General features: G+C 35.4%; 15 protein-coding genes, 1 other RNA gene and 1 riboswitch. Of the genes, 11 read left to right on the top strand and 5 right to left on the bottom strand.

Annotated features, from left to right (window positions below; genetic code table 11):
• Positions 1 to 188 precede the first annotated feature (188 nt).
• From SD1D_RS09805 to SD1D_RS09780, 6 genes are all read left to right on the top strand, one after another.
• Complete coding sequence (locus SD1D_RS09805) at positions 189 to 1,028, top strand: DUF2225 domain-containing protein (protein WP_058258747.1); 840 nt, start codon at positions 189 to 191, stop codon at positions 1,026 to 1,028.
• A complete protein-coding gene (locus tag SD1D_RS09800) occupies positions 1,029 to 1,745 on the top strand; it encodes a DUF6062 family protein (protein WP_058258746.1) in 717 nt (238 codons plus the stop codon).
• A gap of 432 nt (positions 1,746 to 2,177) precedes the next feature.
• A complete protein-coding gene (locus tag SD1D_RS09795; RefSeq protein ID WP_058258745.1) occupies positions 2,178 to 2,465 on the top strand; it encodes a co-chaperone GroES in 288 nt (95 codons plus the stop codon).
• An 18-nt stretch (positions 2,466 to 2,483) separates the two neighbouring features.
• The gene (gene groL / locus SD1D_RS09790) at positions 2,484 to 4,106 is read left to right on the top strand and encodes a chaperonin GroEL (protein WP_058258744.1); all 1,623 of its coding nucleotides are present in this window, start codon (positions 2,484 to 2,486) and stop codon (positions 4,104 to 4,106) included.
• A gap of 171 nt (positions 4,107 to 4,277) precedes the next feature.
• Positions 4,278 to 4,385, top strand: a riboswitch (TPP riboswitch).
• A gap of 35 nt (positions 4,386 to 4,420) precedes the next feature.
• Positions 4,421 to 5,095: an energy-coupled thiamine transporter ThiT gene (gene thiT / locus SD1D_RS09785; protein ID WP_058258743.1), complete on the top strand. Its 675-nt coding sequence runs from the start codon at positions 4,421 to 4,423 to the stop codon at positions 5,093 to 5,095.
• Positions 5,096 to 5,194: 99 nt separating this feature from the next.
• Positions 5,195 to 6,085, top strand: a complete 891-nt coding sequence (locus SD1D_RS09780) for a polysaccharide deacetylase family protein (protein ID WP_058258742.1) — start codon at positions 5,195 to 5,197, stop codon at positions 6,083 to 6,085.
• Between the two features lie 66 nt (positions 6,086 to 6,151).
• Here SD1D_RS09780 and SD1D_RS09775 read toward each other — a convergent pair whose 3' ends face one another.
• The 4 genes from SD1D_RS09775 to SD1D_RS09760 form a co-directional block, all read right to left on the bottom strand.
• A complete protein-coding gene (locus SD1D_RS09775; protein WP_058259250.1) occupies positions 6,152 to 7,384 on the bottom strand; it encodes a peptidoglycan-binding protein in 1,233 nt (410 codons plus the stop codon).
• Positions 7,385 to 7,528: 144 nt separating this feature from the next.
• The gene (locus SD1D_RS09770; protein ID WP_058258741.1) at positions 7,529 to 8,779 is read right to left on the bottom strand and encodes a peptidoglycan-binding protein; all 1,251 of its coding nucleotides are present in this window, start codon (positions 8,777 to 8,779) and stop codon (positions 7,529 to 7,531) included.
• Between the two features lie 143 nt (positions 8,780 to 8,922).
• Positions 8,923 to 9,291, bottom strand: a complete 369-nt coding sequence (locus tag SD1D_RS09765) for a VOC family protein (RefSeq protein WP_058258740.1) — start codon at positions 9,289 to 9,291, stop codon at positions 8,923 to 8,925.
• Positions 9,292 to 9,385: 94 nt separating this feature from the next.
• Entirely contained in the window at positions 9,386 to 10,282 is an 897-nt protein-coding gene (locus tag SD1D_RS09760; RefSeq protein WP_058258739.1) for an Ig-like domain-containing protein, read from the bottom strand.
• A gap of 417 nt (positions 10,283 to 10,699) precedes the next feature.
• Between SD1D_RS09760 and SD1D_RS09755 the strand changes: the two genes are divergently transcribed.
• The 5 genes from SD1D_RS09755 to SD1D_RS09735 all read left to right on the top strand — a co-directional run bounded on the left by SD1D_RS09755 (position 10,700) and on the right by SD1D_RS09735 (position 16,223).
• A complete protein-coding gene (locus SD1D_RS09755) occupies positions 10,700 to 11,395 on the top strand; it encodes a response regulator transcription factor (protein ID WP_058258738.1) in 696 nt (231 codons plus the stop codon).
• A gap of 34 nt (positions 11,396 to 11,429) precedes the next feature.
• The gene (locus tag SD1D_RS09750; protein ID WP_058258737.1) at positions 11,430 to 12,917 is read left to right on the top strand and encodes a sensor histidine kinase; all 1,488 of its coding nucleotides are present in this window, start codon (positions 11,430 to 11,432) and stop codon (positions 12,915 to 12,917) included.
• Between the two features lie 66 nt (positions 12,918 to 12,983).
• Positions 12,984 to 13,160: non-coding RNA, 6S RNA (gene ssrS, locus SD1D_RS09745), on the top strand.
• Between the two features lie 192 nt (positions 13,161 to 13,352).
• Positions 13,353 to 15,299 (top strand): NAD(+) synthase, encoded by a 1,947-nt coding sequence (locus SD1D_RS09740; RefSeq protein WP_087758961.1) that lies wholly within the window; start codon positions 13,353 to 13,355, stop codon positions 15,297 to 15,299.
• 45 nt (positions 15,300 to 15,344) lie between these two features.
• Positions 15,345 to 16,223 (top strand): DegV family protein, encoded by an 879-nt coding sequence (locus SD1D_RS09735; protein WP_058258735.1) that lies wholly within the window; start codon positions 15,345 to 15,347, stop codon positions 16,221 to 16,223.
• A 94-nt stretch (positions 16,224 to 16,317) separates the two neighbouring features.
• Here SD1D_RS09735 and SD1D_RS09730 read toward each other — a convergent pair whose 3' ends face one another.
• Positions 16,318 to 16,749, bottom strand: a complete 432-nt coding sequence (locus SD1D_RS09730) for a hypothetical protein (protein ID WP_058258734.1) — start codon at positions 16,747 to 16,749, stop codon at positions 16,318 to 16,320.
• Positions 16,750 to 16,815: the final 66 nt, after the last annotated feature.

The raw sequence follows: 16,815 nt of genomic DNA, 5'->3' as shown, positions 1-16,815 counted from the left end.
TTGCTAAAAGAAGCTGTGCTATATCCCTTATAGGGAATTGTAGTACAGCTTTTTACTTTACAAATAATATTGTAGACAAATTAAACTTTTATCTTTATTAATAATGTGATATCATATTACATAATAAAACCAATCATAAACTTTGATATATATAGTTATTTTTAACTGATACAAGCAGAGGAGGAACTATGGCTAATTTATTTTCTGGATTAGAGGAATTTGGACTAAATAATTTATCAAATATCAATATATATGATGAAGAGGAAAAGGATGAAGAAAAAGACGGTAAGAAAAGTAAGCAAAACACCTTTTCTGAAGCAGATATAATTTTTGATAAGACCTATACATGCCCTGTTTGTAATACGGAATTTAAATCCAAGGCAGTTAAAACAGGTAGGGTAAAACTTCAAAGTCTTGATACGGATTTAAGGCCAAAATATGTACAGGCGGATCCTTTAAAATATGATGCCATTTTATGTCCCAAATGTGGATATGCAGCATTGAACAGATTTTTTAAGTATGTAACTAATGCTCAGGCTGATTTGATTAGGAAGAACATTTCTGTAAAATATAAGCCCACTGCAGAACCAGAAAGTGTCTATACCTATGATGATGCAATCGCAAGACATAAGATGGCCTTGGTAAATTCTATTATAAAAAAAGCAAAGACTTCAGAAAGGGCATATACCTGTTTAAAGACAGCATGGGTAATTAGGGGAAAGGCAGAGAATCTTCCTTTAGATACACCTAATTATAAAGAAGAAATAGCTAAACTTAAAAAAGAGGAAAAAGAGTTTTTATCCAATGCATATGAGGGCTTTTCTGAGGCATTTATGAAAGAAGCATTTCCTATGTGCGGTATGGATGAAAATACTATGACAATTCTTGTAGCAGAACTGGCCAGAAAGAAGGGGAACTTAGACGAAGCATCAAGATGGGTATCTAGAGTATTAGTCTCAAGGGATGCCAGTGAAAGAATTAAGGAGAGAGCAAGAGATATAAAAGAATTGATAAAAGAGGGAAGATAATTGAAGGAAAAATTGCATACTATACCTGTGAATGAAGCATTTGATAAGGTTTCAGAATGTCCGGTTTGTAATATGAGAAAAGAATTAGAAGAAAAGGCAATTGATTTTACCATGGGACCTAGTTATATGGAAGATGATGTCCGTGGTGAAACTTCAAGGTTGGGTTTTTGTAAAAGTCATATGGAACTTTTATATAAGAATCAGAACCGTCTTGGATTAGCTCTAATTTTAAAAAGTCATATGGATAGAGTAATTAAGGATGTTGAGAAACAATCCGCCAGTAGTACAAAAATAGCAGCACCTTCTTTGTTTAAAAAGCAGGGGTCCAGTCTAGGTGTTGTATCCTATATGGAGAAGCTTAATAGCTCCTGCTATATATGTGAAATGATTAATCGGACTTTTGAACGTTATATAGCCACAGTATTTTATTTATATCGTCATGAAGAAGAATTTAGGCAAAAGTTTAAAGCTTGTCAAGGATTTTGTAATGATCATTATGCTTTACTTTATAAAGTAGCTCCTAAGCATTTAAGCGGTAGCCAACTTAAATCCTTTACCGATGATTTGAACTTATTATATATTGAGAATATGAAAAGGGTCAGAGATGATTTAGAATGGTTTATTAATAAATTTGATTATCGTTATGCTAATGAACCATGGAAAAATTCAAAGGATGCATTACCAAGAGCAATTACGAAGACTAATAGTATCATTTAGATGGATATTTTATTAGAATAATAATACCGGTTTTGGTATAGAGTTTCTAATTCTTAATATACTAGAAGTAGTATATGGGAATAAGAAGAGTTATTGCCATAGGGTGATAACTCTTCTTATTTGCACTATTATATTAAGTTTTATATATGCTCAGACAGATAAAATTAGAAAAGATGAGAAAAAATGAGATATTAAGAGTAAGCGGGAGAAAACGATGAATAATATGCCAAATTTTATTAGATGTGAAGTTGCATATTAAAAGTAAATTTACTAATATATTAACTATCAGTTAGCACTCAACAGGCAAGAGTGCTAATAATTCTCAAAATTTGGTTAATAATACATAGTGGAAATAACACAAAATGTAAATATATAAATTTTATTATGACAAGGTGTTATTTCACATGTAATAATTTAAAGGAGGAATATGAAATGAAGCTTGTACCATTAGGAGATAAGGTGGTTTTAAGGCAGTTAGTTGCAGAAGAAACAACAAAGTCCGGAATTGTTTTACCCGGTCAAGCAAAAGAAAAACCACAGCAGGCAGAAGTTATTGCTGTTGGACCAGGCGGCATGGTTGATGGTAAAGAAGTTACTATGCAAGTAAAAGTCGGAGATAAAGTTATATATTCAAAATATGCCGGAACAGAAGTTAAGCTTGATGAAGAAGAGTTTATCATCGTTAAGCAGAGCGATATAGTAGCAATAGTAGAAGACTAATAAAGGAGGAGATATTACATGGCTAAGGATATTAAATATAGTGCTGACGCACGTAAGGCCCTTGAGGTAGGAGTTAACAAGCTGGCCAATACAGTAAAAGTTACTTTAGGTCCCAAGGGTAGAAACGTTGTTTTAGACAAATCTTTCGGAACACCTTTAATTACCAATGACGGTGTTACTATAGCAAAAGAAATAGAATTAGAAGATGCATTTGAGAATATGGGTGCTCAGATTCTAAAAGAAGTAGCAACAAAAACCAATGATGTAGCCGGTGACGGTACTACAACTGCTACTGTTCTTGCACAGGCTATGATCAGTGAGGGAATGAAGAATCTGGCTGCAGGTGCAAATCCTATTATTCTTAGAAGAGGAATGAAGAAAGCTACAGATGTAGCGGTAGAGTCAATCGTTAAGATGAGCTCAAAAATAACAGGCAAAGATCAAATTGCAAGAGTTGCTGCAATTTCTGCCGGTGATGACACTGTAGGACAATTAGTTGCAGATGCTATGGAAAAAGTAAGCAACAACGGTGTTATTACTGTTGAAGAATCTAAGACTATGAAGACTGAACTTGACCTTGTTGAAGGTATGCAGTTCGATCGTGGATATATTTCAGCTTATATGTGCACTGATATGGATAAGATGGAAGCAGTACTTGAAGATCCATATATTTTAATTACAGATAAGAAGATTTCCAATATCCAAGAGATTCTTCCTCTGCTTGAGCAAGTGGTACAATCCGGTGCAAAATTATTAATCATTGCTGAAGATGTAGAAGGTGAAGCTCTTACAACAATTGTTCTTAATAAGTTAAGAGGAACATTTACCTGTGTAGCTGTAAAAGCTCCCGGATACGGTGACAGAAGAAAAGCTATGCTTCAGGATATTGCTATCCTTACAGGTGGTACAGTAATTACTGAAGAGCTTGGTCTAGATTTAAAAGAAACTACTTTAGATCAGCTTGGACGTGCAAAATCAGTTAAGGTTCAGAAAGAAAATACAATTATTGTTGACGGCTTAGGCGAAAAAGCTGAGATTGAAGCTAGAATTAATCAGATTAAGGCTCAGATTGAAGAAACAACTTCTGAATTTGATAAAGAAAAATTACAAGAAAGACTTGCTAAATTATCCGGTGGTGTTGCAGTAATTAAAGTTGGTGCAGCCACTGAGACAGAGATGAAAGAAAGCAAACTTCGTTTAGAGGATGCTTTAGCAGCTACAAGAGCAGCTGTTGAGGAAGGTATTGTTGCCGGCGGTGGCTCCGCATTTATCCATGCTTCTAAAGAGGTTGCTAAATTGGCAGATACCTTAGAAGGTGACGAAAGAACCGGTGCAAATATTATCCTTAAGGCCCTTGAAGCTCCTCTTTACTGCATAGTTGAAAATGCCGGCTTAGAAGGCTCCGTAGTTACCAGCAAGGTTAAGGAGAGCAATCCTGGAATCGGATTTAATGCTTTGACAGAAGAATATGTAGATATGGTAGAAGCAGGTATCCTAGATCCTACTAAGGTTACAAGAAGCGCCCTACAAAATGCAACCAGCATAGCCTCCACCTTATTAACTACTGAGGGTGTTGTAGTGAACATAAAGTCTGACGAACCTGCTATGCCCGCTGGCGCAGGCGGAATGGGTATGATGTAATCAGACCGAAAGACAAAGAAAAATCAATCTTTTATGGTGTCCCAAGATGATATTTCATCATATGGGGCACCTTTTTTATAAACAACTTAATTTACTTGAAATTAATATATAACGTATTGACAAGTATATAAGGATTGTATATGATAGAGTAGGAAACTACATATGTATTAATAATAATGCTAGGGGAGCGACAGCTGAGAAGCATGTTTAGTAATAACATGCTGACCCTCACTACTTGATCCGGGTAATACCGGCGTAAGGAAGCAATCAAGTGTCAAGTGTCCCCTCCTTAGCAAATAAAAGGAGGTTTTTTTGTGTTTGAAAAATTATTTGATTTTTTTATAGTAAGAGATCTTGAAAGTCAAAGTTTTTATCCTACTACGGCAGGAAAAATAGTCCTACTGATAATTATAGTTATGCTCTTAGTTGTTTTACTTACAGTTAGCAATGTAGAGCACAAGTTTAATATCAAGCAATTGGCTTTTTCTTCAGTGGCCATGACAATGGCAGTGGTAACATCATTTTTTACCGTATATGATCTTCCCTTTGGAGGTTCTATCACACTGTTTAGGATGTTTTTTATTTGTTTGATAGGTTATCTGTATGGAACCAAGTCCGGTATAATCACAGGGGTAGCCTATGGAATATTAGATTTTATATTAAAGCCTTATGCCATAACATTAATCCAGCCTATTTTAGATTATCCTATTGCCTTTGGATGTCTGGGGCTGGCAGGCTTATTTTCCAAGTCAGAATACGGAATAATTAAGGGTTATCTTTTAGGGGTGACCGGAAGATATATCTGCCATGTAATAACAGGAATAGTTTATTTCCATGAGTATGCAGGAGGAAAAAATGTAATATTGTATTCCTTAACCTATAACGCCTCTTATATTGTACCGGAAGCTATTTTAACTGTTCTTATTCTTATCACCCCGCCGGTTAGGCAGGCTCTTTATGAAATTAAGAAAATGGCCTTGGAAGGCTAAATTTACATAATAAAACAAAGATAAAAGTATAGGGACATACAATTTCCCCCTCTTTTACTGCATATGATTAAGTATAGCAGCAAAAGAGGGGATTTTTTAATGAATAAGTTTATATATTTTATTATATTAATATTTTTCGGTCTATTTTTAGTTTATGCATTATCTAATGATGATAAAAACAAAATATCTAAGGATGAACTAAGTTTAGAAAAAAAATATGATGATAGTATTATGCTAATGGCCAAGTTGGAAAATAATCTGGAAGCCCAGAAGCATTTACATGTTCATTCAGAAGCTAGTAAGGATGGGGATTATACTACACTTTTTCCCGAGCTTTATGCCGTATATAATCCTCCTAAAAAAAATTTAAAGGAAAAGAAAACCGCATATTTAACCTTTGATGATGGACCAAGTTCAAATACTTTTGAGATATTAGATATTTTAAATGAAAATAATATACCTGCAACTTTTTTTATTGTAGGAAGTGCAATTACAAAGGAGGGAGAAGAAGCCTTAAGAAGAATGGCCAATGAAGGGCATACCATAGGTATTCATACATATTCACATATTTGCGATAAAATATATTGCTCGGTGGAACGGTTTTTAGAAGACTATAATACAGTGTATCAACAGATTTATGAAATTACCGGAATTAGGGCAAATATATACCGTTTTCCCTGGGGAAGTAATAACGGATATAGCAAAGGAATGAAAGATGTATTACTTGATGAAATGAAACGTAGAGGCTTTGCCTGTTATGATTGGAATGTAGATTCCAATGATTCTGTTGGAAGGCCAACAGCATATTCCATTAGACGTAATGTGGAAAAAGATCTGGAAAATTATGATCATCCTATTATATTAATGCATGATTCAGGTATCAATAGGCTAACCGTAGAGACCCTTCCGGAAATTATAGATTTGATAAAGGATAAAGGTTATGATTTTGGCACTTTAGATAATAGGGAGCCCTATATTTTTGAATGGTAGAAAGGAAAAGGAGAGTATGTATTACCCTCCTTTTTCTTGATATTAAGCACAAATTTTTAAGAAAATTTACAATTCTGCCATCCTAGTAACAGCTACATATATACCGGATATGCTATACCAAGTAGGAAAGTCAACAATTCCGTTAGGAGGAAGATTGAAGATACTTTGAAAAGCCTTTACTGCTTCAGCAGTTTGTTCATTATATTGACCTGTTACGGCAACTTTAGGAATTTGTGTATAGGTATCTGAAATAGTATTTAGTTGTTCTTGTATTGTTCTTACATTGTCACCGCTAGCTCCGATATCCAAGTTATAACCGGGGAAAGAAGAGGGAACCCCTGATACTTGAGGTGCAGTGTTTATAAAGATTGATTCCCCGTAAAAGTGTCTTAATATACTTATGGCATCATATCCCTGATCTCCTAAATTCTTAGATCCCCACTGGGTCATCCAGCCGGGACATTGTACTCTATTTCCGTCGCAATACTGTGTTAGGATAGGCTGCCTGACATTGGGCCTGGATAAATAATTTACAAATAAGGAATCCACAATAAGGCTTATATTATCAAATATATTACGTCCCGGGATCCATTTGTGGTCAAAAGCTGTAGAGGAGGTAAGAGTAAAATTAAATCCCTGATTACGGTACCATTCTGTAAATACCCGATTTAGAGTAAAAGATAGTATGGCCAGTACATTTGCCTGAATGGTGGATTCTGGCCAGGTGGCATAGATTTCACTGGAAGCTACATTTTTAATATAATCTCGGAATTTTACATAATAATTAGCTGCGGAAGCATCCGTTGGGGGACCGTCATGGACAATGACGTACTCCGGGATTACAACCTGACTTAGTACAATTTCACCTGTTTCTGCGGCAGGGACGATTTCCGGTTCTGCTATTTTAGGAGGAAAATCTCCAAATAGGGTATGGGGCGGGATAACAAATAAAGAACCTTCGATATCCGGTTCCGGTGCCTGCTCCATAGTAGCATCTTGGATAGCAGTAACTTGGGCAAGAAGCTGTATATTAGCGACGCTAACAGGAGTATAGTCCGGTTGCATGGCCCGGATATTATACTCTGCATAGGGTTGCACCTCTGAGGGTTCTAGGCTGTAATCAATAGGTGGGGCCGGAAGTTCTATCTGAGGAGTCAGTCCCGATACATTTGTTGTTAGTTCTTCTAGGATGACTGTAGGTTGAGAAGGAGAAGATATACTAATTGTAGCTCCTTCAATCGGAGCCATATTTGGTGTAACACATCTTACTTGCAGTTTACCAAAGGTTTGAGTTCCCATCTGTGCGGGATACAGCCTGATACTTTTATTTTTATCTCTCACATATTTATTAAAAAAAGAATAAGACATGGTTTAACCTCTAAAAATCATTCAATAATACAATATGATTAAAGAGTGCGGATGGTGCCTAGAATAATAATCCTATCATACACCCATTCCTGTGACACCTACATAGATTCTTGAAATTCTATACCATGTTCCTATATCAACAACACCTGTTACAGGTAAATTAAATATCTCTTGGAAGATTCTAACGGCATTGGCGGTTTCAGGGCCGTATATACCGTCTACTATAATCTTAGGTATTCTAGGATAGGCCTCTGATATAGTATTAAGTTGTTCTTGGATTGTACGGACACTACTGCCGGTTGATCCGATATCTTGGTTATAGCCGGGCCAGGAGGATGGAACACCTGAAACTTGTGTAGCTGTATTGATATATATGCTGCTACCATAAAAATGTCTTAAAATTTCTATTGCAGAGTAACCTTGATCTCCTAAGGATTTTGAACCCCATTGAGTCATCCAGCCGGGACATTGAACACGGTTACCGTCACAGTACTGAGTAAGAATAGGTTGTATAATATTGGGCCTGGATAGATAATTAACAAAGACTGAATCCACTATAAAACTAATATTATCAAATATGTTACGTCCATTAATCCACTTATGGTCAAAGGCAGTGGAGGAGGTTATGGTAAAATTATAACCTTGATTACGATACCATTCTGTATATACACGATTTAAAGTAAATGAAAGAATTGCAAGCACATTGGCATATATAGATGCTTCCGGCCATGTTGCATAAATTTCACTGGAAGCCACATTTTTAATATAATCTTGAAATTTCACATAATAATTCTGAGCCGAACTTGAGGGAGGTCCGTCATGGACTATAACATATTCGGGAACAACTACCCTGCCAAGAACTATTTCACCGGTTTCACCGGTTGGTTTTATTTCTGGTTCAGGTATCTTAGGGGGATATTCGGCATATAGGGTGTGGGGTGAAATAATATAAGATCTTTCTATGGGTTCCGGCACTGGGGTAAGGGTTACTTCTTGCAAGGCGGTTACTTGTGGTAAAACTTCTATATCTGCTACATAAACTGATTCGAAACCGGCAGCAGATATCTGCATATCAAAATTAGAATAAGGTTGTATGGATGATGGCTCCAGGCTATAATTTATTGGCGGAGTCGGTAGTGATATCATATCGGTAAGGCCTTCATTATTTGTTTTAAATTCCTCGATAACTCTATCAGGAGAACTTGGCGAATAAATTCTAATAGTAACATCCTCTATGGGAAGCAAATTTTGTGTTGTTGTTCGTACCCTTAGATACCCTAAGGACTGAGTCTCCATCTGGGCAGGATATACTATGTGTCTATACATATACTTGTTGCCCCAATCTTTATATTTTTAATAATAACTTATGTAACCATATTTAAGTATGTGAATAGATCACAGTATATATAGGCAATAAAAAAGTAAGCCCAAAAAAGGTAGAAAATTACCAATTTGGGCTTGTGGCAGTATTATTTCTTTGGAATGATTTCTAACCAGTAACCATCGGGGTCATTAATAAAATAAATACCCATGGCTGGATTCTCGTAACAAATGCATCCCATTTCTTTATGCTTTTTATATGCATTTTCATAATCATCTGTTACAAAGGCTAGATGAAATTCATTATCACCAAGGTTATAAGATCTATCCCAGTCCCTAAGCCATGTTAACTCCAATTGAAAATCTGAACTTCCATCTCCAAGATATACTAAAATAAAATCACCGGAGTCTGATACCTTACGGCTAACCTCCTTTAAGCCTAAGGCTTCTTCATAGAACTTTATGGACTTATCTAAATCCAGTACATTGAAATTATAATGGTTAAATTTAAAATTCATTGTATTCCTCCTGTTTATATAATATAGAAAGAGGGCTGTCTCAAATTAAGATTTTATTTTTTGAAACAGTCCTCTTTTGCTTCTTATTCTTTTATTAAATTCCTGCTTGGGAACTTAATTTAATTTCTACTACAGGCTGTAATCTTTCTTGATAAGTCTTTTTTAAATTTTCCAAGTTAAACTTTAAATTTAAGAATTTATCCAAGTTATCTACGATTGATGATTCGCTACCGGAATTTGATTCTGTTGTATTATTGGAATTAAAAAATTCATACAAGGCAGCTGACAAATCAGATTCAGATATTAAGCTTAATTCTAAATGATTGGAAAAATACTTTCTTAATTGAGTTACTTCTTCAGGTTTAGTTACTATTACACTGCAGGAAGCAAATTTCTTGCTTCCGTCTAAATTAACAGCATCTATTTCGGCAAATATATAAGTCATTCCCAGTCTTTTAGCTGTTACTCGGCCTCCGGAACTAACAGAAGCAATTGACGAATTAAAGCTGGAAAACTTGGCAAGTTCTGCAGTGTTACTGGGCTTCATTATAACCTCTAATAATGCACTTTGTTTTTGTCCCAGTATAATTATGGACCTGGTCATCTTCACGCTAAAAGCCGGTGGTCCAACCTTAACATCACAGGTAAGTGAAGTAGAATTAGAACCTCGCCTTACTGTTGCTGTAATTGTAGTAGATCCAACTTTATTAGCCTTAAATGTTCCGTTCTCATTAACAGATGCAATGCTTGGGTCAGCGGATTTAAAGCTAACCTTAGCATCATCTTCAAGATTATAAACTTTTAATGTAAATGATTTTCCGTTTACTAGGGTAATAGATTTAAGGTTAAGCCTATATTCATTATTTTTCTCCTTTTCAACTTCTGATGCCCTAACTACACTAAGGGGTGACTGTATAATTTGAGGCATGACAGTAAAGAAAAGAAGTAGGCCAAACAAAATCAAACAATTACATAGAAATTTCTTTTTCATGGTATTTCCTCCGATTTATGGAATTCCTATGTCACATCCTTATCTGCAATACCAGTATATAAGTTGATTTTGTCAGAAAAGTGTCACGGATATCTCTATATATTAATAATTTGTTACAAAACAACAAACTATTCAAGTATATTAATGTATGGTTAATAAAGTATTACTACTTGTTTTATGATATAGTAATAATATATAATAATATATAATGGATATTTAATATGACATAGCCTCCTATTAGACTCTGTAATTTCCTTATCATATATACATTTTCAGTTCGTAACAAATATGTAAAATTATTTACAAAAAAGACATATTTTTGATATACTTATATTAAAACATATAGAATAAATAGTTTCCCTTGTTTATTAGCCACTATTTAATTTATATTTTGCTTGTATAAAGGAGGTAACAATTATGCAGCATATCTTAATCGCAGATGATAATCATGATATCACTGATATCCTATCCACATATTCTAAGATGGAAGGGTTTGAACCGGTAGTAGCATACGATGGAGAGGAAGCAATCCGATTATTTAAGAAGTATGATCCTGAGGTAGTGCTGCTAGATGTCATGATGCCAAAAGAAGACGGATACGAGGTTTGCAGAAAGATTAGAAGTAAATCAGATGTACCTGTTATCCTGATTACAGCAAGAGGGGAAGATTTTGATAAGATTATGGGACTTGATATAGGAGCCGATGATTATATAGTAAAACCCTTTAGTCCGAGAGAAGTTATGGCCAGAGTAAGGGCGGTGCTTCGAAGGATGGCAAAAGCATCAAAAAGCAATGCTTCAGAAAATGTTATCTCTATCAGTAATCTGGAGATAAATCTTGAAGAGTATAGTGTACATATTGGAGGTAAAAAAATTGCCCTTACTAAAAAGGAAATTGAAACCATGTGGACATTGGCCTCCAATCCAAATAAAGTCTTTACCAGGGATAATCTTTTGGATAGTCTTTGGGGCTTTGATTATTATGGCGACAGCAGGACAGTAGATTCACATATAAAAAGACTTCGTGCAAAAATAGATGCTGTAGAACATCCTGAATGGACCATTAAAACTATCTGGGGAGTAGGTTATAAATTTGAACTTATAGAGGAATAAGAGTTCAACCGATATGGTGGAGGAATAAAAAAACATGGCAAAAGAAAACAAGGTTCGCGTTTATAACCGCTTGTTTTTTAAGCTGTATTTAAACTATGCAATGATGTTGTTGGTGACGGCTGTACTGATTTGCTTGATTTTTATGCAGCTATATAAAAACACAACTATGAAAAGCACGCGGGAAGAATTAATGGGACAGGCTTCAAATATTTCAGAAATGATGACTATGAACCATATAAATACGCGAAACTATAGTGGGTTTTTGGAGTACATTAACAATCAGCAAAAAATTATGGGACTTGATATATGGACTATCTCAAATCCTAATGCAGTATTGCCGATGGATGAACGAATGGAAACCAACTCATTAGAAGAATTTTCTGTCGGATATACTGAGTATATTGATTTGGTTGAAAGTGCTTTTAATAATAAAAGAGTATTTACTATAGCCGATGACGAAATATATCAGACTCAGACCATAACAGTAGCGGTACCTGTTTTGGGTGTAAACCGAGAGGTGGCAGGGGCACTGCTGCTGAAGGCACCTGTAAAAGGACTTACTGATATTATAAATGACATCCTATCCTTGATTGTTTTAAGTAGTGTTGTAGCCTTAGCAATATCCTTTGTTATAGTTATTATATTTGCTACAGAGCTGTCCCTTCCTATATCAAGGATGCGTATCACAGCCCTATCACTGGCAGCAGGTAATTACCATTCTAAGACAGGAATTAAAAGGAATGATGAGCTTGGTGATTTGGCTAAAACTGTAGATATTCTATCTGAGAAGTTACTGGAAAATGAGACTCAGCGAAAGAATTTAGATCAAATGAGATTAGATTTTTTTGCAAATGTATCCCATGAGTTAAGGACACCGATTACCGTTCTTAGGGCTTATACGGAAACTTTAGTTGACGGAGTTGTAAAAGACGAAGAAAAAGTAAAGCAATATTATGAACGGATGCTTTCAGAATGTAAAAGCATGGAAAGATTAATTGGGGATTTAATGATACTATCTAAAATGCAAAATCCGGATTTTGCCATTGAAAGCGAACCGGTTAACTTAGTCCAGGTCTTTGATGATATTATTCGCAGCGCAGGAACAATAGCTGAAAAGAAAAACATAAAAGTGGAAATAACTAAAGATAGTCCTATAATTATGATGCTTGGTGACTATGATAGACTAAGACAGATGTTTATGGTGATTTTAGATAATGCCATAAAATTCACAGAGGAATTTAAATCTATATACATAAATATAGCCAAGAAGGACAAAATAATAGTATCCATTAAAGATGAAGGTATCGGAATGGATGAAAATGATTTGGCCAATATATTTGAAAAATTTTACAAATCAAGTCTTAGACAAAATAAATCTGGCACAGGACTAGGGCTTGCCATAGCAAAACAGATTGCCCTAAAACATAATGGAAATATTGAGGTTAGCTCAAAACTGGGAGAGGGTAGTACATTTACATTTACTTTTCCCCCTTTTGAATTAGAAGAGAGCACAACCCTTTAAATACCAAGAAAATTCATTATAAAAACCTTGAATTACAGCTAATAATCTATTATAATATACTTAAAGATGTTCCTGAGATGTTCGACACTCCTGTAATTTTGAACCTACATGTTGTAATAAGGGTTTCCTACATTTATTGGTGGATGTCAAGCCGCCTAGTAGCGGAAGGCAGAAGCTGATATGCGGTTACCCACCTAGCGAAGCTAGGAGTCAAAATGCAGGAAACGGCATTTTGGGGGTTTATACTAATGATAAGGGCGGCTTCGGCCGCTTTTTTATTTACTAAAAAGTCATTGTGCTTTTCTTCCAAAAATTATATAGTACTTGTATTTTAAAGAAGTTACTTTTATAATATGGGTATAAAACATATGTTTTTATGTTTATACTATGAAGGATGTCGATTAATACATAAATTACATTTGATAGATGCAAGAAATGGAGAAAGCTATGAAGCATGGATTTATTCGGGTTGCTGCAGCTACACCTAAGATTCGACTGGCAGATTGTACTTATAATGCCAAGCAAGTGATTAAAATTATAGACACTGCAGAAAAACAAGATGTAAAACTTTTGGTATTCCCAGAGCTTTGTGTTACGGGATATAGCAGCGGAGATTTGCTTTTACAAGAAACCCTACTTCACCATGCAAAAATGCAGGTAAAAGAGATTATTAATTTCACTAAGGATAAGGAGCTTCTTACTATAATAGGCTTTCCCTTTGAATATGAGGGTAGACTTTATAATACTGCGGCAGTTATTCAGGGGGGTAAGCTGTTAGGATTAATTCCTAAAAAGGCCCTAGCTAATTATGGAGAGTATTATGAAGCAAGATATTTTTCCCCGGGACCCAAAGAAGCTATAAAGGTAGAGTTCTTAGGGGAAGAAGTATATTTTGGTCATAAATTGATATTTGAATGTAGGAATCTCCCTGATTTTAAGGTGGGAGTTGAGATAGGCCAGGATTTATATATGCCCCTATCTCCTGGAACATATCACTGTATGGCAGGGGCTACAATTATAGCCAATCTCTCTGCCAGCAATGAACTGGCAGGAAGAGCCGGATATCGAAGAAATTATATAAAAAATCAATCGGCAAGATTAATCTGTGGTTATATATATGCTAATGCCGGAGAGGGAGAATCTACCACTGATTTAGTGTTCTCAGGTCATAACTTAATAGCTGAAAACGGTACTTTACTCTCACAGGCAGAACCCTTTAGCAATAATGAATTAATAGTAAGTGAAATAGATTTAGGAATAATAAAGAGCGAGAGAAGAAGAAAGAATAATTATTTTGATGATAAAGATATATCAGATTATATTAAGATTCCTTATTGCTTTTTAGATGGAGATTATCAACTAAAACCTTATAAGCTTACAAGAAAAATAAAGCCATTTCCATTTATTCCGGAAAGTAAGGAAGAATTAATTAAACAGTGTGAAGAAATTTTTGAAATTCAAGCGGTGGGATTAAAAGCAAGGCTTGCCCATATCGGAACAAAATGTGCGGTAATTGGGGTATCAGGGGGATTAGATTCAACTCTAGCCTTACTGGTAGTAGAACGTGCCTTTGAGATGTTAGGTCTTGATAAGAAGGGGATTCTTGCGGTAACAATGCCCTGCTTTGGAACCTCTAGTCGTACCTATAATAACGCCCTTGCAATTACAAAAAATATAGGTGCAAGCTTACTGGATATACCTATTACAGATGCGGTTATACAGCATTTTAAGGATATAGGCCATGATTTGGATACTCATGATATCACCTTTGAGAACAGTCAGGCAAGAGAAAGAACACAGGTACTTATGGATCTGGCCAATAAGCATAATGGAATAGTAATAGGAACAGGGGATATGTCAGAACTGGTTCTTGGCTGGGCTACCTATAACGGAGACCATATGTCCATGTATGGGGTTAATTCATCCCTGCCTAAGACTTTGGTTAGAGCTTTAGTAGAATGGGCAGCAGATGTCACTGTTAATGAGGAATTATCAAGGGTCTTAAAAGATATTATAGATACTCCCGTTAGTCCTGAACTTCTTCCTCCTAGCAGAGAGAATAAATATCAGGTAACAGAGGAATCCGTAGGACCATATAAGCTCAATGATTTTATTTTATACTATGTTCTTAAGTATGGATTTTCCCCTGAGAAAATATATCGTATGGCTCAGACTGCATTTGCTAAGGAGTATAGTAATGAGGAAATATTAAAATGGATGCAGATGTTTTATAAAAGATTTTTTGCACAGCAATACAAAAGGTCTTGTCTACCGGATGGACCAAAGGTTACAAGGGTATCTATTTCTCCGAGAGGAGATTTAAGGATGCCCAGTGATGCAAAGTCTGCCTTATGGTTAGATGAGCTTATGGGCATTTCATAATAAGCTTTTAGATACAAGAGCAAAAGTTAAGAAAGGGAGAATATTATGGCACTAAAGATTGTTACCGATTCCGCATCCGATATACCAAAATGGGTAACGGATGAATATGGATTACATGTAATACCTACACCTGTAGTTATTGATGAAAAGGATTATTTTGACGGTAAGACCATATTCCCTGAGGAGTTTTACAATATTCTTCAGAAAGGGAATGATATTAAAACCTATCATATTAATTCTCAGATGTTTTATGACAATTTCTTGCCATATGCAAAAAAGGGCGATGAGCTAATCTATATCTGTTTTTCTACCGGGATTGCAGGAACCTTTAATGCAGCCAATATTGCCAAAACAGAGCTTTTGGAAGAATATCCAGATTTTGATTTGACCATTATCGATTCTAAGTGTGCCTCTTTAGGTTTTGGTCTGGTAACATATTATGCCTTAAAAATGCAGCAGGCAGGTGCTACTAAAGAAGAAATTATCCAAGCTATAGAATGGCATTGTGAACATATGGAACAAATCTTTACAGTTAAAACATTAGAGTATCTATTAAAAGGCGGACGCTTAAGCAGAACATCAGCTATTGCAGGAAGTCTACTGGATATTAAACCAATTATTCATGTTAATGATGATGGAGCTCTTGAACCCATAGAAAAGGTAAGGGGAAGGCAGAAGTCTCTAAAACGATTAATTGAAATAGTAGGAGAAAGAGGAAAAGACTTATCAAATCAAGTTATAGGCATTGTTCACGGAGATGATGCCAAAACAATGGAAACTGTAAGGGAAATGCTAGAAAATACATATGGTTGCAAACAATTTATGGATAATTATGTAGGTTGTGCCATAGGTGCCCATACGGGACCTGGTATTATAGGAATTGTATTTCTTAATGAAGAATCACCATATAAAAAATATTTTTAATATGCACTAAAAGGAACAACGTTCTATAAGTAACTGGCCCTATCCGCCAATTACTTGCAGAACGTTGTTCTAAGAAGGTGCTATGTAAGTATGGTTAGGGTGTGACTCTAGCTTTATCAAGGGCAACCTTAATGGCTTCAATCAAAAGAGTCTGAGTATACCTGCTGTCATCCCTTAATTCTAACTGGTCTATGGGAACATCGTTACTCAATTGGGTTGAGATTTCTTCTAAGGCAGGTTCTACAAGGGGATACATGGTAGTTACTGTCTCATCAATGTTAACCATCCGTACCGATTTGATTTGATTTTCATCTAGGACTACTTCTAAATTGATTACAGTGTCGCTAAGGGGGATGGCGCAGGTCCATACTCCGGCCTTATATAACTTGGTTTCGGTTGCCACATCTTCACTGTCTTTTCCGCTAAACATAAAGATTAGAAGAAGTATTAGAAGAATTCCTAAAGCAGCAAATATTACAGTATATATGATTTCTTTTAATTGGATAACAACAATTTTTTTTGCCATTTCTATCCTCCGGAGCATAATTGCTTCATTGTCTTAATCTTACTATATATTATTATTCATTATATT

The organism is Herbinix luporum, from assembly GCF_900070325.1.
Lineage (GTDB): Bacteria > Bacillota > Clostridia > Lachnospirales > Lachnospiraceae > Mobilitalea > Mobilitalea luporum.
The sequence above is the reverse complement of the archived record's forward strand: the minus strand, read 5'-3'. Positions and strand labels throughout refer to the sequence as shown.